17 protein-coding genes are annotated in these 19,946 nt (G+C 62.9%); 13 read left to right on the forward strand and 4 right to left on the reverse strand.

From position 1 onward, the window contains the following. Window positions 1-43 precede the first annotated feature (43 nt). The 4 genes from ACQZAB_RS06780 to ACQZAB_RS06795 are packed head-to-tail and all read right to left on the reverse strand — an operon-like array spanning window position 44 to window position 3,217. The gene (locus ACQZAB_RS06780; RefSeq protein ID WP_428388261.1) at window positions 44-1,192 is read right to left on the reverse strand and encodes a type II secretion system protein; all 1,149 of its coding nucleotides are present in this window, start codon (window positions 1,190-1,192) and stop codon (window positions 44-46) included. Beyond that, window positions 1,189-2,253 carry a PulJ/GspJ family protein gene (locus tag ACQZAB_RS06785; RefSeq protein WP_428388262.1) on the reverse strand — a complete coding sequence of 355 codons (1,065 nt, stop codon included), beginning with the start codon at window positions 2,251-2,253 and terminating at the stop codon, window positions 1,189-1,191. The genes ACQZAB_RS06780 and ACQZAB_RS06785 overlap by 4 nt, the downstream gene beginning before the upstream one ends. Next, on the reverse strand, window positions 2,250-2,735 hold the full coding sequence (locus tag ACQZAB_RS06790) for a GspH/FimT family pseudopilin (RefSeq protein ID WP_428388264.1): 486 nt from the start codon (window positions 2,733-2,735) through the stop codon (window positions 2,250-2,252). The genes ACQZAB_RS06785 and ACQZAB_RS06790 overlap by 4 nt, the downstream gene beginning before the upstream one ends. Window positions 2,736-2,773: 38 nt before the next feature. Further along, the gene (locus tag ACQZAB_RS06795) at window positions 2,774-3,217 is read right to left on the reverse strand and encodes a prepilin-type N-terminal cleavage/methylation domain-containing protein (protein WP_428388265.1); all 444 of its coding nucleotides are present in this window, start codon (window positions 3,215-3,217) and stop codon (window positions 2,774-2,776) included. Between the two features lie 349 nt (window positions 3,218-3,566). On the opposite strand from ACQZAB_RS06795, the gene ACQZAB_RS06800 reads away from it, so the two are divergent. From ACQZAB_RS06800 to ACQZAB_RS06860, 13 genes are all read left to right on the forward strand, one after another. Next, the gene (locus tag ACQZAB_RS06800) at window positions 3,567-5,321 is read left to right on the forward strand and encodes a sensor histidine kinase (RefSeq protein ID WP_428388267.1); all 1,755 of its coding nucleotides are present in this window, start codon (window positions 3,567-3,569) and stop codon (window positions 5,319-5,321) included. A gap of 12 nt (window positions 5,322-5,333) precedes the next feature. Next, window positions 5,334-5,669 (forward strand): STAS domain-containing protein, encoded by a 336-nt coding sequence (locus ACQZAB_RS06805; RefSeq protein WP_428388268.1) that lies wholly within the window; start codon window positions 5,334-5,336, stop codon window positions 5,667-5,669. After that, a complete protein-coding gene (locus ACQZAB_RS06810; protein ID WP_428388269.1) occupies window positions 5,666-7,417 on the forward strand; it encodes a GspE/PulE family protein in 1,752 nt (583 codons plus the stop codon). Before ACQZAB_RS06805 ends, ACQZAB_RS06810 begins: the two co-directional genes overlap by 4 nt. After that, window positions 7,414-8,661: a type II secretion system F family protein gene (locus tag ACQZAB_RS06815; protein ID WP_428388271.1), complete on the forward strand. Its 1,248-nt coding sequence runs from the start codon at window positions 7,414-7,416 to the stop codon at window positions 8,659-8,661. The genes ACQZAB_RS06810 and ACQZAB_RS06815 overlap by 4 nt, the downstream gene beginning before the upstream one ends. Further along, entirely contained in the window at window positions 8,658-9,698 is a 1,041-nt protein-coding gene (locus ACQZAB_RS06820) for a hypothetical protein (RefSeq protein ID WP_428388273.1), read from the forward strand. The genes ACQZAB_RS06815 and ACQZAB_RS06820 overlap by 4 nt, the downstream gene beginning before the upstream one ends. 29 nt (window positions 9,699-9,727) lie before the next feature. After that, window positions 9,728-10,276, forward strand: a complete 549-nt coding sequence (locus ACQZAB_RS06825; protein ID WP_428388274.1) for a hypothetical protein — start codon at window positions 9,728-9,730, stop codon at window positions 10,274-10,276. Further along, a complete protein-coding gene (locus ACQZAB_RS06830; RefSeq protein ID WP_428388276.1) occupies window positions 10,273-10,854 on the forward strand; it encodes a hypothetical protein in 582 nt (193 codons plus the stop codon). Before ACQZAB_RS06825 ends, ACQZAB_RS06830 begins: the two co-directional genes overlap by 4 nt. Further along, complete coding sequence (locus ACQZAB_RS06835) at window positions 10,851-11,375, forward strand: hypothetical protein (RefSeq protein ID WP_428388278.1); 525 nt, start codon at window positions 10,851-10,853, stop codon at window positions 11,373-11,375. The genes ACQZAB_RS06830 and ACQZAB_RS06835 overlap by 4 nt, the downstream gene beginning before the upstream one ends. A 160-nt stretch (window positions 11,376-11,535) precedes the next feature. Beyond that, the gene (locus ACQZAB_RS06840) at window positions 11,536-12,543 is read left to right on the forward strand and encodes a LacI family DNA-binding transcriptional regulator (protein WP_428388279.1); all 1,008 of its coding nucleotides are present in this window, start codon (window positions 11,536-11,538) and stop codon (window positions 12,541-12,543) included. Window positions 12,544-12,720: 177 nt separating this feature from the next. Continuing rightward, the gene (locus ACQZAB_RS06845) at window positions 12,721-14,019 is read left to right on the forward strand and encodes a glucoamylase family protein (RefSeq protein ID WP_428388281.1); all 1,299 of its coding nucleotides are present in this window, start codon (window positions 12,721-12,723) and stop codon (window positions 14,017-14,019) included. 15 nt (window positions 14,020-14,034) lie between these two features. Next, complete coding sequence (locus tag ACQZAB_RS06850; RefSeq protein ID WP_428388282.1) at window positions 14,035-17,442, forward strand: GH36-type glycosyl hydrolase domain-containing protein; 3,408 nt, start codon at window positions 14,035-14,037, stop codon at window positions 17,440-17,442. Between the two features lie 315 nt (window positions 17,443-17,757). Continuing rightward, window positions 17,758-18,915, forward strand: a complete 1,158-nt coding sequence (locus ACQZAB_RS06855; protein ID WP_428388284.1) for a PEP-CTERM sorting domain-containing protein — start codon at window positions 17,758-17,760, stop codon at window positions 18,913-18,915. Between the two features lie 146 nt (window positions 18,916-19,061). After that, window positions 19,062-19,847: a PEP-CTERM sorting domain-containing protein gene (locus tag ACQZAB_RS06860; protein WP_428388286.1), complete on the forward strand. Its 786-nt coding sequence runs from the start codon at window positions 19,062-19,064 to the stop codon at window positions 19,845-19,847. Window positions 19,848-19,946: the final 99 nt, after the last annotated feature.

Consider the following 19,946-nt stretch of genomic DNA (forward strand, 5'->3'; position numbering starts at 1 on the left):
CGGGCGGCGTGTCGGTGGCATGGTCCTCGGTGGGGTGAGGGTCTCATTGCAGCAGGGCCTCATCAACGTAGAAGTCATCGAGGTCGTTCTTGCTTTCGATGCGCCAGACGGCGTAACGGAGGTCTCCATCGAGGACGGGCACAACGAGTGATCCGCCAACCCTGCCCCAACCGTCGTTGCGCCTGACCTGTGTCCAGCCCGTGGCGATCACGAGATCCCGACTTCGGTCGCCCAGCAGTAGCACGATTCTGAAGCGGTCATTCACGGTGGCATCGATGTAGGCCTCGGTCGTGTAGCTGGTGTCGGAGGTAATCGAACCGGTCACGATTTGAGCCGGGCCGGATTCGTAGTGTGTTCTGTTACTGACGACGAGGTAGCCGGTGCCTGCATAGACCCCGGCATCTCTTACGCTTGAGAGGTCGGCACGTGTCCCCGGGTCGTCGTACAACCCGCCAGCGACGAGGATCCCGTTGGCCGCGAAGTAGGCGGTTAAGGATTGTGGGTCGTACCAGTCGCTGAGGTTGTCTTCCCAGCCGGGGTTGGTCAGCAGGTTGGCGGAGGCTCTGGGCTCGTTGGTGAGGGGCTGGCTGGAGGCGAGGGTGCGGGCGGCTTCGGACGTGAGCTGGAGCTCGACACTGAGGCTGTTGGGGAGGATGCGTTCGGTTTTTTCCGGGTCGTAGAGCGGGCCGTCGGCGGTCATCAGGGCGTGGTGCTCGGTGGTTTTGCCGGCGGGTGAGGTGACGGTGACGAGGATCCGGCGGATGCCGGTGTCGGTGGCGATGCCGGCGTTGGTGAGGTCGAGGGGGTTGGCGTAACGGACCTGGACGTTGCGCTTCCAGCCTGTGGCGGCGGGGATAGCGGTGCCATCACGGTAGGTGGGTGGGCTGTCGGAGAGGGCGTCGTAGTCGTCGGTGTCGTCCCAGGTGCTGCGGTTGCTGTTGGACTCGCCGGCTTCCCGGCCCCAGTTGGCGGTGCCGGTGGTGGGGTCGGCGTAGGCTCGGCTCAGGACCTCGGTCATCAGTTCCTGGCCGAGGAGGTGAGATCGCTGGAGGTCGGTGCGGGCGCGTTCGATCCGGGCGACCGAGGCCACGGCGGTGAGCGCGGCGACGAGGGTGAGGCTGACAATGGCGATGGCGAGGATCGACTCGACCAGCGTGAAGGCCCGGCGGACTCGGCAGGGGCCGGGCGTCATTCGCCGGTCGCCCATTCGATGGCCCGTCGGGTGAGGAGTCGGCCGGTGTCGGTGAGTTCGTCGTGCTCGAAGAATTCGCTGCCCCAGCCGATGAAGACTCGTCGGCCGGCGGCGGGGTCGCCGTCCTGCAGGAGGTCGCCGGCTTCGAGGACGACGGTGACCGGGTGGGCGAGGGCGAGGAGGGTCTGGCCCTCGCCCATGGCTCCGATGTACTGGCTGAGGTACTGGTCCTCAGCGAGTTCGACGCTTCCCGTCAGCGACCGGGTGATGTAGTGGTTGCTGTCGACGACATTGGCGGTGTCCGAGGCGATGAGACCGATATTGCTCTGACCGACGCCCATCTCGGCCGACATATAGGTCGGTTCGACGACCACGCCAACGGGGGCGTTGCGGAGCTTGGTGCCCAGGGACAGCTCATCGACGCCGGCGACGATGTAGGCGGCGTCAATGAGGTCGTGCTGTGCGTCGTAGGTGGCCTGGCTGGCGCCGTCGGCGATGATGCGCACGCTGTAGCCCCAGTCGAGCATGCTGTCGATGACATCGCTTTCGTGTGAAGTCAGTGATGAGGTACGCTGAACGACGACGAGGATGGTGCCGGCGTAGCCGGAGGTGCGGGAGAGGAAGTAGCCCCAGGTGGAATCGTCGATGGAGAAGGTGGGCGGGGGTGAGGCGGGGATGGTGCTGTCTGTTTGGGTGAGATGGAAGTGGTGGACGTCCTCGACCAGGGTGACGGCGGTGCCGTTCGTGGTCTGGATGAGCGGGTCGCCGGGCGTGCCGGACCAGCTGTAGCGGATGGTCTCGGGGGTACCGTCGGCCGGGCTGGAGCGGTCGGGGACGCTGAGCGTGAGGGTGTTGCCGGCGAGGGCGAAGGCGTTGGCGTTCTGGGCGTCGCTCAGGATCTGCTCGACGGCCTCGGCCGAGCGGTTCTGGCTGGCGGCGGGGGCGTAGCCGAGTTCGACGGCGCTGGCGGAGATGCGCAGGGCGGCGGCGGTGCCGGCGATCAGCAGGCTGGTGACGGCCAGTGCCAGGACGAGTTCGATGAGGGTCAGGGCGCGTTTCATGGGAGGGTGATCCTCCCGGTGTTGGCGTCGAGCGTGAGGGTCACGACCCGGCCGCCATGGCTGAGCTTGATCGTGCCCGGGCTGTCCGGCAGGCCGTGGCCGTTGAAGGTGACCGAGGGTTGCCCGCTAAAGTCGCTGCCGGTGAGATCGACAGCGAAGGGTTCCTCCGAGAGGTCGAGCTGGTAGCGGAGGTTGCGGCCATCCGGGACGGGCAGGGTCGGTGCGGCGAGTCGGTCGGTGTTGATATCGAAGTTGACCTTGATGCTCTGGCTGGCGTGACGTGCGTAGGTGCGGGCGTAGTCGAGGTCGGTCGCGATGCGCTGGGCGGCCAGTTCGAGCCGGTAGCGGTCGAGCGAGTTGTTGAAGCGTGGCAGCGCGATGGCGCTGAGCACGGCGGCGATCGCCACAACGAGGACGACCTCGATCAGCGTGAAGGCCCTTGGGAGGCCGACACGCGGGATCGAGGTCGCTCGTGGATGCATGGTTGGCGATCTCAGGGGCTCACTCCTGGAGCCCGGGCTTACTTATCGAAGTGGTTCGTGTCGTTGGCCCAGATCGACCCGGAGGCGGCGTCGTAGAGCCATCCGGCATCGGCGACCTCGGCCACTGGCGGAATTGCGGCAGGCGCGGCGAAGTCGGTTTCGCCGGCCTTGGCACCGGTCTTGAGCGGAGGGATCACGGCGATGTAGGGGCCGAAGGCGCCCGAGGTGTTCAGGGTGCCGTCCTTGTCACTCTTACCTGTGAGCTGGTCGGCGATGTCGGCAAGCGTCGGATAGCCGGTGTGCTCGACGCGGTAGAGCTCGATGGCTCCACGGAGAACGGCGAGGTCGGCCTGGAGGGCGGTGATGTCGGCGTTGTTCGCCCCACGGCTCATGCGCGGGATTGCGATGGCGGCGATCACGGCGAGGATCACAAGGACGACAATCAACTCAATCAGACTGAATCCGGTGCGGCGGCTGAACATGCCATGCTCCTAATGCTTGTCGGTGCGTCACGATGGGTGACGCCTGCGTCTCTGCGGTCATTCAGGCCAACTAACCTGAGCCAACTTTCTGTTCGGTGATTCCGGGATGAGCCTTAAGTTGGTTTGGCTTTGTGGTTGAGAAAATTAGATTTAGCGATTGCTGCCGGGTCGAAGTGAGTAACTCGATTAAGGTTCGTGAGGCGGGGGTCGATAGCGCCAGTGAGTGAAACTAAGGGAGGAATGCCTCGTGGCGCAACGAGGGTGGATAGCGAATCTTTATCGGGCCTGGCCGCAGGGTCTTTCGTTCGGCGAACGAACGGGATCGATGCTGGCTTTGGGCTTGGTCTGTGTGCTGACAGCGGTCGGGCTGGGGGCCGGCTATCTGGCGGCGGTGTCTCATGCACGGACGGCAGAAGCAGCCAGGCTTGCGCAGCTGGAAGCCAAGACGGCCTGGTTGGTGGGAGAAGCTGAGTCGCTGATTGCAGAGGAGGCTTACACAGAGCTTCGCCAGCAGGTCGTGACCGAGGCGCACCAGATGGGGGCGGAGCGTTTACGGCTGGTCTGGATCGATGGTGCGGTGCTGGCGGATCGTGACCCGACGCAGGTGGTCCGCGATGCCCCGCCCGCGGTCGACGCCCCGGCGGCGACGCTGGGTCAGGATGTCGCGGAAGCCGAGGGCGTGTGGTCGCAGTCGTTGCCGGTGCGGATGGATGATCGCGTGGTTGCCTGGCTGGAGGTGACGGCCGAGGTGCGGTCGGCAGGTTTCTGGTCGGCCTGGCTGCTTGATGCGGGGTTGCTGGTTGGCGGGTTGGGGCTGATCGGTGTGGTCGGGATCGATCGGTGGACGCGTCGGCAGTACCGGACGGCAACGCTGATTCGCGATGGCCTCCGTGACCTCGAAGCCAGCGAGCGTGAGCAGGAGGTCCTGCGTCTGAGTGAAGCCTTCGGCGCCGAAGCCGAGACATGGAACCGTCTGCTGGATGAGCTCGGGACGCTACGGCAGGAGCGGCTTCTGAAGAAGGCGGATCAGGACGAGAGACGGCGTGGGTCGGGTGGGTCGTTGAAGTCTGCCTGCGAAGCGATTGAGAGCGGAATGATCCTGATCGACGATGAGATGCGCGTGACCTACAGCAATGGCGCGGCGGCCGCCTTCCTGCAGCGTGATGCCCAGGGCTGCATCGGCACGCCCTTGCACGAGCTGATCGATCACGAGGGTGTGGTGGATGCGGCCAGGCGTGCGACCGTCAGCAGGGGCTACAGCCGGGGCATTGTGGAGGTCGATCGCAGAGAATCGGGCGGGGATGGCGTGCTTCGGTTCGTGACCCGTCCGTCGCGACGCAGCGATCAGGAAGCGGCGATCGTCATCATCGAGGACATCACCCAGCAGCGGGTGGCCCAGGAGGCCCACAGCGCCTTCCTCGCGCAGGCGGCTCACGAACTGCGGACGCCGCTGACGAATATCCGTCTTCATATCGATACGGCGATCGAGCATGGGGAGAAGGATCCTGCGACGCGGGACGAGTGCCTGAACACGATCAACAGCGAGTCGTTCCGGCTCGAGCGTGTGGTTCAGGACATGCTGTCGGTGTCTGAGATCGAAGCCGGTGCCATGAGTCTGCATCAGGACGATGTTCAGCTTGAACGGATCATGAAGCAGGTCGAGAAGGATCACGGCCCGCAGGCAGCAGCCAAGAAGCAGAAGCTGGTGTTTGACCTTTCGCCCAAGCTGCCGGTGCTGCGTGGCGATCAGGACAAGCTTTTGATGGCGATCCACAACCTGGTCGGCAACGCGATCAAGTACACGCCCGAGGATGGACGGGTTACGGTCGAGGCCGAGGTGGATGGCGAGCGCGTGGTCATCCGCGTGGTCGATACCGGCATCGGTATCAAGGAAGAGAATCTTGGCAGCATCTTTGATCGGTTCTTCCGAACCGATGAGGCGCGGACTGCGGGCATCACCGGGACCGGCCTCGGTCTTGGACTGGCCCGGGATATCGCTCGACTGCACGGGGGTGATATCGAGGTGACCTCGATCATTGATGAGGGGAGCACCTTCGTGCTGTCACTGCCGCTGACCAAGTCGATGGCCGTGGTTGCGGGTTGATGGAGGCATTGGATGGAGATCACTCAGAGCCAGGTTGGTGCGGTTGGGGTGCTGACGCTCAAGGGAGCGCTGGTGGGTGATGCTGCGGGCACGCTTCGCGAAGCCGCCGAACCGATGCAGCGAAAGACCATGGGCCGGATGGTGCTCGATCTGGCGGCTGTGCCTTTTATCGACAGCCAGAGCCTCGAAGCACTGCTGGACCTGACCGAGGCGATGTCGGCGAGTGGTCGTGTGCTGAAGCTCGCGGCGGCGAATGCCTTGATCCGGGAAGTCCTGTCGCTGACAGACCTCGACGGGCATTTCGAGCACTATCTGGATGTGAATGCTGCGGCGAGGAGTTTCTTGTGAGTGACCTGGCTCCACGCAAGCGAATCGGGGAGATACTGCTTGAGGACGGTTCGCTGTCCGAGCAGCAGCTCTCCGATGCGCTGCGTAGCCAGGAACGGAGCGGCCAACGCCTGGGCGAACTGCTTATCGAGCAGGGGATCATTCAGGCCAACACGCTGGTCAATGCGCTCGCTCGGTGTCAGGGGATGCAGGGCTGCCAGCTGCGTCACGGGCTGATGGACCCTGAGGTCTTCGATCTGCTAGGCCCGGAAGAGGCCGAGCTGCTGGTCGCGATCCCGATGTTTAAGGTTCGGGACACGCTGACGGTCGCGATGGCGGATCCCGAGTCGCTGCCGGCGATCGATCGGATCCGGAGGCTTACAGGCTGCAAGGTCCGGCCGGTCCTGGCTCTCGAGGCCAACATCCGCGAGTTCGTAGACAAGTACAGCAGCGGCGATGTTAATGTGGATCAGTTCCTGACCGCATTGGCCGAGTCGGACGTGACGCTGGTTGAACAGGAAGCCGTGGACGAGGGTCCGGTGACGGACCTCGACCGGATGGCCAGCGGCAGCCCGATCATCAACCTGGTGAACCTGGCGTTGCTGACCGCTGTGCGTGATGGCGCCAGCGATATCCACGTCGAGCCTGAAAAGAAGGGCACGCGCATCAGGTACCGGATTGATGGTGTGCTTCGTGAATTGATGGCACCGCCTTCGGGTATGCACGCGGCCATCAGCTCGCGCATCAAGGTGATGGCCTCGATGGATATTGCGGAGAAGCGTCTGCCTCAGGAGGGGCGTATCCGCATCATGGCCGAGCGTCGTGAGATAGATATCCGTGTCTCCAGCATGCCGACGCTACTCGGTGAAAAGCTGGTGATGCGTATCCTGGACAAGGACAACCTTCGGATTCGTCTGGAGCAGCTGGGCTTCCAGCAGCAGCAGTTGGATGCCTTTAAACGGATGCTCCATCAGCCCCACGGGCTGGTGCTGGTCACGGGTCCGACGGGTAGTGGGAAAACGACCACGCTCTACTCAGCCTTGGAACTGCTGCGCAGTCCCGAGCACAACCTGGTGACCGTCGAAGACCCGGTGGAGTACCAGCTGGACCTGGTCAATCAGATCCAGGTGCACCCGCAGATCGGCATGAGCTTTGCACGTGCGCTGCGGAGTATTCTCCGTCAGGACCCGGACGTCATCATGGTGGGTGAGATCCGCGACGATGAGACCTCGCGCGTGGCGGTGCAGGCGGCCCTGACCGGCCACCTGGTACTGGCGACGCTTCATACCAACGATGCTCCGGGTGCCGTGTCACGACTCTTCGATATGGGGATCGAGCCGTACCTGCTGTCGGGTGCCATCAACGGTGCGGTCGCACAGCGTCTGGCTCGGCGTATCTGCCCAGACTGCAAAACACGCTACTACCCGGAGCCGCACGTGCTGCGTGATGCCGGACTCAACCCCGAGAAGAGCCGGGCCTTCCACATGGGTGCCGGCTGTGAGAGCTGCCATCAGAGTGGCTTCAAGGGGCGGCTGGGGGTGTACGAGGTCATGGAGGTTGTGCCCGAGCTTCGCCGGATGGTTCACCGTGCCGAACCCTCACACGTGCTGAGAGAGGCGTGGCGAAAGATGGGTGGGAAGACGCTGCGTGATGAAGCGGTGCGCTTGGCGCTGGAAGGCGAAACCAGTCTCGAAGAGGCGCTCCGGGTGACGCAGGACGATCTTGAGGGTGTCGATGCCCCGGCTGCGGATGAGCGGAGGGCGGCATGAAGCTGGTCTACCAGGCGCTCGACAGCCAGGGCCGGATGGTCAGTGATGTCATCGAAGCGGACAGCACGATCCACGCTTCCGATCTGCTGCATCGCAAGGGCTTGTTTGCCACGGGCTTCTCGCCGGCCAACGGACAGTCTTCAGCCGGTCTCAAGAAGCCGGCCAAGAAAGCGCGGTCGGGCGGTGCCCGGATTTCGACCAACAAGCGGCTCAAGCACATCTCGGGCTTTGCCCGGCATCTTCATGTGCTCCTGAAATCGGGTGCTTCGCTTGTCAATGCGATCGGTGCCGTAGAGAGACAGACACACGACGGGGCGTGGTCGTCGGTTCTTGGTCAGCTGAGGGCCCGTTTGGAAGAGGGCATCCCGCTGTCGGAAGCGATGGCCGATCACCCGCACTACTTCGATGCAATCACGCGCAGTCTCGTCGCAGCCGGCGAGAGCTCGGGCAAGCTCGACGAGATGCTGAGCCGGCTTTCGGCCCTGTCGCACGCGCAGCTGCACCTCCGCAGACAGGTGCAGGGTGCATTGACCTACCCAATCCTTGTGCTGGTGGTGGGGCTGAGTATGGTCGCCATGCTCGTCACGATTGTACTCCCGCGATTCTCGACGCTGTTCGAGACCATGCAGGTCCCGCTCCCGCCGATCACCGAGGCGCTGATTTTCAGCAGCGAGTTTGCCGGTAGGTACTGGTGGGGTCTTCTGATAGGTCTTGCCGCGATTGGCTACGGGGTGTTTGCCTATCTCACGAGTCAGACAGGCAGGCGTCACGTTCAGACGGCCATGATCCGAACGCCGGGACTGGGCCAGGTCATGCGTGGTTTCCTCACGGCTCGGATCGCTCGCCTGCTGGGCGTGCTCCTGGCCAGCCATGTGGACCTGTTGGATGCCCTCAGGCTGACAGGCGCCTCTGCGGGCAACTACCACTACGAAGCGCTCATGAAGGAAGCCGAAGAACGGACGGCCCAGGGCACATCGCTGAGCACGGTCTTTACCAACAGCGATCTGATTCCCGTGTCACTCTACGAGGCGATCAAGAACGGCGAGGAAACGGGCACGACGGATGATCTGCTGATGACCGTCGCCGACTTCATGGATGAGGACAACGAGATTGTTCTGAAGTCGGTGCTGAGCCTGCTGGGTCCGGCGGTGCTGGTGGCGATTGGTTTGCTGGTGGGTTTTGTGGCCGTCAGCCTGTTCCTGCCGCTGTTCGACCTGACCGCGGCAACAGGGGGTGGTGGATGAATCTGCTGATGGCATCGCGGTCTTCGATCGGTCTCGATCTGGGTTCTCGCCGGATCAAGGCGGCCCAGTTTGCGCGCACGCGCAGCGGTTTATCGCTCGCGGCCTGGTTGGATATCGCAAGACCCGAGACGTCCATCGATCAGGCCTGGGCCGTGCGTCTGCATGGCTTGCTGGCCAGAGCCGGATTTAGCGGCAAGCAACTGTGTCTCGCAGCGCCTTCCCGGGAGGTGCAGGCTTCGGTGATCTCGCTGCCGCCTGCGGAGGATGCGGACTCGCTTGAGCAGGTCGCCCGGATGTCACTCGCACGGATGCACCGGCTTGAGCCCGACGCCTTCGAGTTCTCGGCCTGGCCGCTGGCATCGGAAGGCGGCGGGCGTGGCAAGCAGCAGGTGATGTCGTACGCCTACGAGCACGCCTCGGCCATTTCACTGATGGACACCTTTGAGGGCGCGGGCTTCGATGTCGAGCGGATTGACCTTCCATCATTAGCGATCCTTGCTGCCTTTGGCGATCAGATCGACGACACGGATCGACTCGGATTGACGGTCGACATGGGGTGGTCAGGCTGCCGGATCATCGCACACCGGCATGGCACGATCGTCTATGAGCGAGCCATTGAGACTGCGGGCCTGAGCGCTTTGTACGAGGCGGTTGCAGGTGTAACTGAGTTCGACAGCGACCTGGTGCACGCTCAGATTGTCCGCTGCGATCAGCCTTCCCGAAAAGCACAGGCCGATCACACGGTGGTCAAGGCCATCCGTCAGCATGCGGGCCTGCTCACGGAAGAAATCGGGGTTTGCAAGAACTATCTCGATCGTCAGTACCGAGGTGATCGCGACGCCGTGGTCAACCTGGTCGGCGGTGGCGCCTCATTGATACTACTCCTGGAAACACTCGGTCAGCAGCTCGGACTTGAAGTTCAGGCCCCGGTCCTGCCCGGACTTCCTGCGGGGCGCACACGCGAGATGCTCGACGCCATCACGCTGGCGCGCGGCCTGGCCCTTCGGGGCTGGCAGGCGCAGGGGGTGGCCGTATGACACCGGTCAATCTCATCCCAAAACAACGGTTGAACAAGGCAACGATCAAGCGTCGTCTGAGAAAATGGGTCACGATCCTGAGTCTGACGGCGGTGCTCTGCCTTCTCTTAGCGCTGGTCGTCATCCCTGCATCCAGAACCGGTTCCCAGGTCGATTCGGGGCCTTCGGTAGCGGATCGCCTGACACAGGTGCGCTCGCAGGTCGAGGCGGTCAGGCGAGATCGGGATCGGCTGCAGAGTCAGACCGCTGGAGCCGTTATCGTGCGTGAGCGGCCGGACTGGTCGGTCCTCTTCGAAGCCTTGGCGTTGGTGCAGGACGCCGATGTGGTGTTGAGCGATCTGGAGGTCACCACGGTTGGCGATGGGACAAGAACAGGTCCTGTGACCTCGGCCTCGGTCGTGATCGCCGGCGAGGCGGCCGAGCAGAGCAGGGTCTCAGACTTCGCCGTCCGGCTGGAGGCGTGCGGGCTGTTCGAGCGGGTGTTGATTGCAGAGGCTCGCCGATTGAGCGGTGGCGATCCACGCGTAACGTTCCGGGTTGTTGGGACGATGGCCGCCGCAACGGGGGGACAGCCATGAGCCAGAGCAAGGTGAAGATGGATCCGAGGACCCTCGATCTCGTCGGTTTTTCACTCGTCGCGGTGGTCATCGGCGTCACGGTTTATGTTGTCTGGCCCTGGCGGGAGGACGAGGCACTCCGGGCTAAGCAGCAACAGGCCCAGGCGACCGCTGAACTGCTGGAGAAGCAGGAGACCGAACTGCGTAGTCTGGAACGAGAGACCGTTCAGCTCCGGGCCCTGGCCGGCGATACCCGGCTCGTGCTTTCGTCGGCCGACGCACTTAACTCAAGGCTCCACGCTTTGTCGCTGTTGCTCGGCGAGTTGGGGCATCACGCAGAAGAGGTTGAGCCCGGTGCCGCGGAGATCGAGGGCGGATTCGTGGTGACACCGCTTCGGCTGGTGACCCGTTCTTCCTACGGGGAAGCTCGTGCTCTGATCGCATCGCTACACGAGCGTTTCCCGGACCTGCGTATCATCGGGCTGGCGGTCTCATCCGGCGGATCGCGCTCCCAGACACTGACGACCACGCTGCAGATGCACTGGTACGCGACGCCCGCACAACGCCGTGTGGTTTCAGCCGAAGGGGGCGCGCCATGAAACGACAGCGATTGATCCTGATGGGGGTGCTCGGGGTTGGCCTGGCCGCATTGGTGGTCGATCGACTGCTGCTTCAATCGGGGGCCACAGGCCCCGCGGAAGCCGATGCCGTCGTGGCGGGTCAGGCTGCAGCTCAGTCGTCGTCTGCTAATGGGTCGCCTGGCGTCGTCGAGTCGGTCGGCTCTCTGGCCGAGATGATGCGGCTGGTTGGCAAGCTCAATCAATCGGCGGCCGCTGAGGAGGCCGAACAGACAGCCCGCAATCCGTTCGCCATACTGGGCGGGACCGTTCAGCAGGGGGGTGGCCGGTCCGTGGCCTTAACACCCGAGCAGCGAGCGCGTGATTTTGGTCGGAGGCATCGGCTGCGCGCCGTGCTGAGAGATCGGACGGGCGGTCGGATCATGATGGGTGAACTGACGCTGCGGCTGGGCGACCAGTTAGAAGGCTTCGAGCTAGTGGCGATCGAATCGCATGCCGCGACCTTTGAAGGATTCGGCTACCGGGTCAGAATAGGCTACTAGTGGCCTCTGATTCGCCATCATGTCTGAGCCCGGGAAACGTGGCTGCGAAAAAGCTTGCAACCCGGCGAGGTAGGATCTAGACTCTGGTGTAAACGCTTACGTGCCTTGTATGGCTGAGCGTTGGCTTGGGTCAGGTATCCACGTTTCGAGTCATCCAGCCATGAGTCTTGAACGCGTCGGAAAACGTGCGGGCGTATCGATTGCCACGGTATCGAGGGTGCTCAACGGCACAGCTCCGGTCTCCGAGGCGACCCGGCAGCGCGTTCTCGAAGCCATCGAGGAGCTCAATTACGCGCCGAGCTACGCCGCCCGCGCGCTCGCCAGCCACGCCACGCGGACGCTAGGCGTGATCTTCCCGGACATCGACAGCGGGTTCTTCACCGAAGTGCTCAAGGGCATCAACGCCGAAGCCGCACGCGAGCAGTACGAGGCCGTCTTTGCTTTTGGCCGCAGCACCACCGATGGCGTCAGGCTTGTCCGCCAGTACGTGATGGAGCGGCGCGTGGATGCGTTGATCGTCATGAATCTGCAGCTGCCCGGCGAACTCCTCGATAACCTCGACACGACCCGGGTTCCTGTCGTGCTGATGGATCGGCCCGCGGACCACAGCGGGGTCTACGTGGTCTCGATCGATAACACGGCCGGGGCTTATCAGGCGATGCGACACCTGCTGGTCAACCATGGCTGCCAGAGTGTGGCCGTGATCACAGGGCCGTCGGATTCCACCGACTCCCGTCAGCGTCTGTCGGGTTGTCGGAAGGCTGCTCGCGAAGCGGGTGTCAAATTGCCTCCCAACTCGATCTGGCGGGGAACCTTCAGGGAAGACAGCGGCTTCACTGCGGTCTGTTCGGTGCTCGAATCGGGCGGCCGTTTGCCCGAAGCGATCTTTGCCCTCAACGATCGGATGGCCATTGGGGCGCTGGATGCCATCAAGCAGGCAGGTTTGCGCGTGCCAGATGATGTCAAACTGGTCGGTTTTGATGATGAGCCGATGGCTCGGCATCTCGGGTTGACCACCGTGCACGTGCCGCTGGTCGACTTCGGAGCCCTGGCGGTTCGGGCCGCGGTCATGCAGATCCGCAAAGAGGTTCCCGGCGACGACTGGAACCCGCTGGTGTCCACAAGACTGGTGGTGAGAGAAACCTGCGGCGGGGGAAGTGTGGCGTAAGCAGGGGGGTATTGGTTGGGGCTGTTGACTCTGGACGGATGTAAGCGATTACGGCGACTCAGAACGAGAGAAAAGAGGCCTGCTTTGAAGACTGTCTGCCTGATGCTTCCGCTGATGTTGAGTTGTTTTTTGTTGACAAGCGCAGCTATGTCGGACACTCACCCGTCACAAGCATGGATGCCATCCGAGCAATCGGATGATGGCTTCCTGGAAGAGCTGAGTCGACGCAGTTTTGACTTCTTTTGGCGCGAAGGCGACCCGGACACAGGGCTGGTGCCCGACCGCGCGCTTGCTGACGGAACCCGAGGCGGCGACGTGGCCAGCATCGCGTCGATGGGTTTCGGCCTGACGGCCTACACCATCGGGGTTGAACGCGGATGGATCTCCTACGAACAGGGGTACGACCGCACGTTGAACACGCTGCTCTACCTACGCGACGAGTTGGAGAACGTCAGAGGGTTCTTCTACCACTTCGTCGACATGGAAACCGGCGAGCGCGTCTGGGAGTGCGAGCTGTCGAGTATCGACACGGCGCTGCTGATCGCTGGCGTGCTCAGCTCCAAGGCCTACTTCGAGGGCACCGAAGTCGCAGAGGTGGCGCAGCAGATCTACGACCGGGTTGAGTGGCCCTGGATGCACGACGGCAAGGCGACCCTCAGCATGGGCTGGAAGCCCGAAAGCGGCTTCCTCCCCTATCACTGGCACGACTACAACGAGCTGAAGATTCTGTACCTGCTCGGCCTTGGCTCCGAGACACATCCGCTGGCCGAGTCATCCTGGCATGCCTGGCGTCGCGTGCCGCTGCTGACCTATGGCGGCAGAACCTTTTTGGCCTGTGCGCCTCTCTTCACGCATCAGTATTCGCAGGCCTGGTACGACTTCCGCAACAAGCGCGATGACTACGCCGACTACTGGCGCAACTCCGTGCTCGCGACCCTGGCGCAGCAGCAGGCGGTGGTCGATAAATCCGATCGCTTCCCGCTCTACAGCCCGACCATGTGGGGCCTGACCGCTGCGGATGGTCCCGACGGTTATCGCGTGCTCGGCTCGCCGATGCCCACCAGCGGCCGACATGAGGTGGATGGCGCCGTGGTTCCCTGTGCACCCGGCGGTTCGATCCCGATGGCACCCGAAGCCACCATCCCCGCTCTGCGTGAGATGAAAGAGAAGTATCCCGAAGCCTGGACGACCTACGGCTTTGTGGACGCCTTCAACCCGCACACGGGCTGGTACAACGCGGATGTGATCGGCATCGATGTCGGCATCACCCTGCTGATGGCCGAGAACCACCGATCCGGCTTTGTCTGGGACCTCTTTGCACGCAACCCCGAGGTGCAGCGCGGTATGGCGCGTGCCGGCTTCCGGCCATTGACACTCGAGGAGAAGCAGCAGTCGGTCAATGTATCTGTCTTTACCGATGAACCACTGCCACCCGATGTGCGTGATCAGGTTCGAGACAGCTTCTCGAACCAGTGATCCGGAGTTGGATGTATGAGCCTGATCACACGACCCAGTTCAGTCAGCCAGCAGGCGCCGTCCGTCCGGCAGGTCGGGGCGAAGCATGAGCCGGCACCCTTCTTATGCATCGAGAATGGTGCGGGCCTCTCAGTGCATCTGTATCGATCAGGCGTGGTCTCTTCGATCCAGCACGAAGGCATCATGATCAATCATTCGCTGGGCGATGCGCTGCGTGGCAGTATCGCCGGGGTCTACCTACGCCAGCACACCGATGCGGGGATCGAATGGGTCGGCCTCACGGGGCCGTCGTCGCCGAGCAGTTTTGCCGCTGACGGCGCTCTGGCCGTCTGGTCGGGTCGCTGGCGAGATATCGCCTACCGCTGCTCGCTGGTCCTGCATCCGACCTTGCCCGCGTGGTGTTGGGATGTTGACCTGACAAGCTCTGAATCATCAGCGGATGAAAGCTACGACGTCCTTCTTGTTCAGGATCTCGGGCTTGTGCCAATGGATGCCGCCCTGATCAACGAAGCCTATGTCGCGCAGTATCTCGATCATCAGATCCATGCCCACCATGACTACGGGTCAGTCCTGATGACCCGGCAGAACCGCCCGCAGGCAGGTGGCCGCTATCCCTGGCTGGCTCAGACCTCCGTCTCGGGCGTGCGTGGCTGCCTGACCGATGGCTACCAGTTCTTCGGCAACGGCTACCGGGCATCGGCGACACCGGCCGCAATAGAAATAGCCGATATCCCGCGTGAGGTTAGGCAGTACGAGTTCGCCTGTTCAACCCTCCAGGGCTGTCCTTCTCGACTCGATGAGTCAGCAAGGGCCCGCTGGCGGTTCATCTCACGCTACGAGCCAGATCACCCGGCGGTCTCCAGGGCCGACGATGCCAACCGGCTCGATCCGGTCCGTGACTGGGCCATCTCACTGGAAAACCATACGGAAGTACAGGTCGCCCGGGTCGATCGTCATCGGCTGGATCGGCTCGGCATGATCAGCGGGCGTGAACTCACCGAGGACGAACTCGCCCTGCACTTTCCCGGCCGCTGGCGACACGAGGAGAGAGACAGTGAAGGCAGGCTACTGTCTGCCTTCAGAGAGAACGACGCCCATCTGGTGACACCACGAAAAGAGCGTGCCACCGAACGTCCCCACGGACACATGCTGCGGACCGGTGCTTCATTGCTGCCCGACGATCAATCACTCTCCGCGACCGCGTGGATGCATGGCGTGTTTCTTTCCCACGTCGCTCTGGGCAACACCGTCCTGCATAAGTTCCTGCCGGTCGCACGCAATCCTCTTGACGTGGCCGGCTCGGGTGGACTCCGGCTCGCTGTTGAGATCCATGGCGGCTGGAAGCAGTTGGCCGTGCCCTCGGCGTTTGAGATCCGGCGTTCGTCGGTGCTCTGGTGCTATGAGCTCGAAGATCACACAATCTGGATCACCATCGAAGCCTCATCGGCCGCGCCTCATCTCGATCTCTCGGTCCATGTGGATGGTGAACCGATTCGCCTGATGCTGATGGGACGTGTGCTCATCGGCGATGCCGAGCCGAGGTCATCGGGCGCGATCGCCTTCGACCCAGCCAATGGCACCGTGACCCTCCGGCCGGCAGAAGACAGCGCGTGGATCAATCATCAGCCCAACGCCCAACTGACTATGACGGCAGAAGGTCCTGAGTCGTTGGAGGCCATAGGCGGAGACGAGTTGCTCTTCGCGGACGGGCGCAGCCGCGGTTATCCCTGGATGGTGATGCGCAGCCAGGCTGTCAACACCTTTGGCCTAAGGGTGGCCACAGCTGCGGGCAGTGATATCGAGCCCGAAGCCGGACACGACTGGTCATCGATCGATAAAGACCGACAGCTGGAGCACAAAGAACCCGGCGTCGAACGCATCGACGATGCCCTCCGCTGGTTCACGCACAACGCCATCATCCATCTCGCCGCACCACACGGGCTGGAGCAGTTCACGGGTGGAGCCTGGGGCACCCGTGATGTCTGCCAGGGACCGCTGGAGTTCCTGCTGGCTGCCAAGCGGCACAAAGAAGCACGCCGAATCCTGACGATGCTCTTTTCTGATCAGCGATCCGATGGCGGCTGGCCACAATGGTTTATGATCGATGCCTATCGCTCGATCAGGCAGGCCGAGAGCCATGGCGACATCATCGTCTGGCCCCTAAAGGCTCTGGCCAGCTACCTCGAAGCCACCGGCGACGCTTCGATTCTTAGAGAGTCGCTGCCTTATTTCGATCAGGCCCCGACCGGCTCCGCAACCCTCGCAGAGCATCTGGTCTGCGCACTCGAACGCATCGAAAGTGAGTTGGTGCCCGGGACCTCCCTGATCCGCTACGGCCATGGCGACTGGAACGACGCCCTCCAGCCGGCGAAGCCCGAACTACGCGAGCGGATGGTCAGCACCTGGACCGTCGAACTCCTCTATCAGGCCGCCAGCGAGTTAAGCCAGGTCCTGCGACGCCTGAACACCGCCGTGGACCTGGCGGATCGTCTGCAGCAACTGGCGACCGGTATTCGGTGTGACTTTGACAATCACCTGGTGCCCGATGACGTGGTCTGCGGCATGGGCTACATCCACGAAGCTCCCCTGCGGGTCGAGCCCCTGCTCCACCCCGCCGACAAGAGGACGGGCATCCGCTATCGCCTGCTCCCCATGACGAGGGGCATCCTGAGCGGGCTGCTGAATCCGGAATCGGCCAGGCAGCACCTGTCGCTGATCCGTGAGCACCTGCTCGGCGTCGATGGTGCACGTTTGATGGATCGGCCCCCGGTCTACCGTGGCGGGACTGAGGATGTCTTCCAGCGAGCCGAATCGGCATCGGCCTTCAGCCGCGAGATAGGCCTGATGTACGTCCACGCCCACCTGCGTTTCATCGAAGCGCTGGCCCGGTTGGGCGAAGCAGAAATGCTTTACGACGCCTTGCTCCGTGTGACGCCGATGGGCCTGAATCAAACACTTGAACAGGCCCTTCCGAGGCAAGCCAACGCCTACTTCAGCAGCTCGGATGCCGATGTGATGAACCGAGCCGAGGCATCCGACCGCTACGCAGACATCATGGACGGCAGGGTGGGCTTCAAAGGCGGCTGGCGCATCTACTCAAGCGGTCCCGGCATCTATATCTCCGCGGTGGTCCGCTCGATGCTCGGCTGGCGAGAAACCGCATGGGGGGTCGAAATCGACCCGGTGCTGCCCAGACGTCTCGACGGGCTGGTCTACCGTTTCAACCGCAACGGCCGGGAGTTAATAGTGCGCTATCGCATTCAGGGGCCCGGCTTCGGCCCGCAGGGAGTGCTTGTCAACGGTCAGCGTCTGCCCGGGCTCAGCCGTCTGGAGCACCCCTACCGGCGTGGCGGGCTGCGCCTGCCGGAGAGCGATCTCATGGCCCCGCCGGACACCCCCATCGAGGTCGAAGTGCTGCTGTGATCGGTCTCCCAACGATGAGAAACCCTCACGGAAAATGCTTGACAGATTCCCCGCTTGTCGTAGGATGTAAGCGTTTCCAGTCTCGTCAGGAAGTTGATTCGAAGATGCCGCTTTTTCTTTGAGATAACCACACGCGATTTGCTGGCTTACAGGCCAGTGTAAGCGCTTACGTTCGCCCGCCCGATCGCCGGGCTGCCTTTGTTTGAGGATCTTTGCCACGCAAGGATCGGTTGATTCAAGAGCAGTAGCAGTGAGTTTTGCCGTTTCAATGTCCACGGATCACAAGCCAACGACCCGCATGAGGAGCCAGGAGTTATGAGCAAGCGTCACACCACCGCCACCCTGATCGCTGCAGGATTTGTCGCCGCCAGCAGCGGCCACGCCTTCGCCGCTATCGGTGATATCAACAGTGTCGTTCTCGTTGATCGCATCTTCAACGACTTTCCCAGTTCCAACCTAACGGTCACCGACAACGACCTCACCTCCTTCATCATCGAAGAGACCGACTTCATCCCGGATGGCGGAGCCGACTTCGCCAACCGACACGCCGCCTACCTCTCGACCAACGACATCGATCCCTTCGCCTTCCAGACCAACGACGGCTTCGACTTCTCCGTCGACATCACGCTGGAAGTCGGAGAGACCACGCCTACCAAAGAGGCCGGCATCTACATGGAGACCTTCGTCGGCGGTCAGGGCCAGTTCATCATCAAGCCCAACGGCGAGATCGCCGCGTTCGGTCAGTTCCCGTTCGTGAGTTCAACCGTTGCCGATGAAGATGGCCCCGAGTTCGGCGGCCGTACCTACGTCGCCGGCGAGACCATCAACCTCCGCATCCTCTACACGCCCGGCAACGGCCCCGGCGGCGACGAGGCCTCCACCATCGAGTACTTCGTCGATGGCGTTTCCAGCGGTCCCCGTGAATTCGGCAACCTTGAGAACGGCATCATCCCGAACTCGAACATCGGCACCTACGTCCAGTACCCGCCGAACGTCTTCGCCTTCCCTGCCGACTTCGGCCGCACGACCTTCGAAAACTGGAGCATCCTCGATACCGGCAGCGGCAACCAGGTCATCGGCGACTTCAACAACGACACCGTCGTCGACGATCAGGACATCGATATCCTCGCCGCCGCCATCCGTGCCGGCTCCAGCGACAACCTGTTCGATCTCGACAACAGCACCACGGTCGACTCGGGCGATCTGGATGAACTCATCGGTGTTGTGATCGGCACGTTCTTCGGCGACGCCAACCTCGACAACACCGTCGACCTGATCGATCTCTCCGCACTCGCCACCAATTTCGGCAGCAGCGCCGGCTGGGCGGGCGGCAACTTCAACACCGACACCGCCGTCGATCTCATCGACCTGTCCCTGCTCGCCACCAACTTCGGCAGCACGGCCGCCATCCCCGAACCCGCTTCTCTGGCACTGCTCGGCCTGGCAGGCCTCGGCCTGGCGCGTCGCCGCTGAGCCTTCGCACACGGAGTCATCCGCAGTGACACATGTTTCAGTATCAACGCAAACCCACGCAGCGACGCACGTGACGCCCGCTGCAAGTCTGCTCGGGCAGGTGCCCGGACGGACGCCCTGTGTCTCACCTTGAGAGGAGGATTGTGATGGAGAAACGCTTCTTGAATGCCCTGGGTGCTTCCCTGGTGGTTGGCTTCCTGGCCACCACTGCCATGGCCGCACCAAACCTGACCAACGGCATCGCCGTGAATGAGCGTGTGTTCAACGACTTCACGACCACGACGCTGAACACCACCGACAACTTTCCCGCGATCGTCCAGTTCGACGAATCGGGTTACGTTGACGATGGTATTGGCGGCAACTTCGCTAACCGCCACGACGCCCTCGCATCGACCGATGGCGGCGCGACACCCGCTCAGTTCGATATCACCGACGGCTTTGTCATCAGCGCGAACGTGACGCTCGACACCGGCTCTGCCGCACCCCGCAAGGAAGCCGGTATCCGCGTCAATAGCGGGATCTCTGGCGACGCCCTGTTCCTCGTGAACTCAGACGCCGGCGAAATCGTCGCCTTCGGTGGCGGAGCCCCGTTCTACATCTTTCCGGGTTCCTACACGCCCGGCGACACCATCTTCATGCAGATGAGCTACACGCCCAGCGGCGTCTTCGCCGTACCCGGCAAGGTCGAGTACGTCATCGATCGTGGCAACGGCCTTGAGTCCAGCGGCCTGCTCGACTGGGCCAACCTCGAAGGCGGTCCCCTCCAGTACAACCTCGGCTTCTACGGCCAGTTCACCCCCGACCTCAACAACTCCGCCGAGTTCGCCACCGCTACGTTTGCCGATATCCGCATCGTTCCCGAGCCCGCAGCCGCATCGCTGCTGGCCCTGAGCCTGGCAGGGCTCGCCGGCCGCCGGCGCTGTCTCGCTTGATCGTCTGTCTCGCCATCGACCGCACGGCTTCGTAACCGGGGCCCTGCGGCTTACTCAGGACACGCTCCCTCTCCGCCGAGCCACCGGCTCGGCCCAGCG

The sequence above is a fragment of the Mucisphaera sp. genome (assembly GCF_965279675.1).
Lineage (GTDB): Bacteria > Planctomycetota > Phycisphaerae > Phycisphaerales > Phycisphaeraceae > Mucisphaera.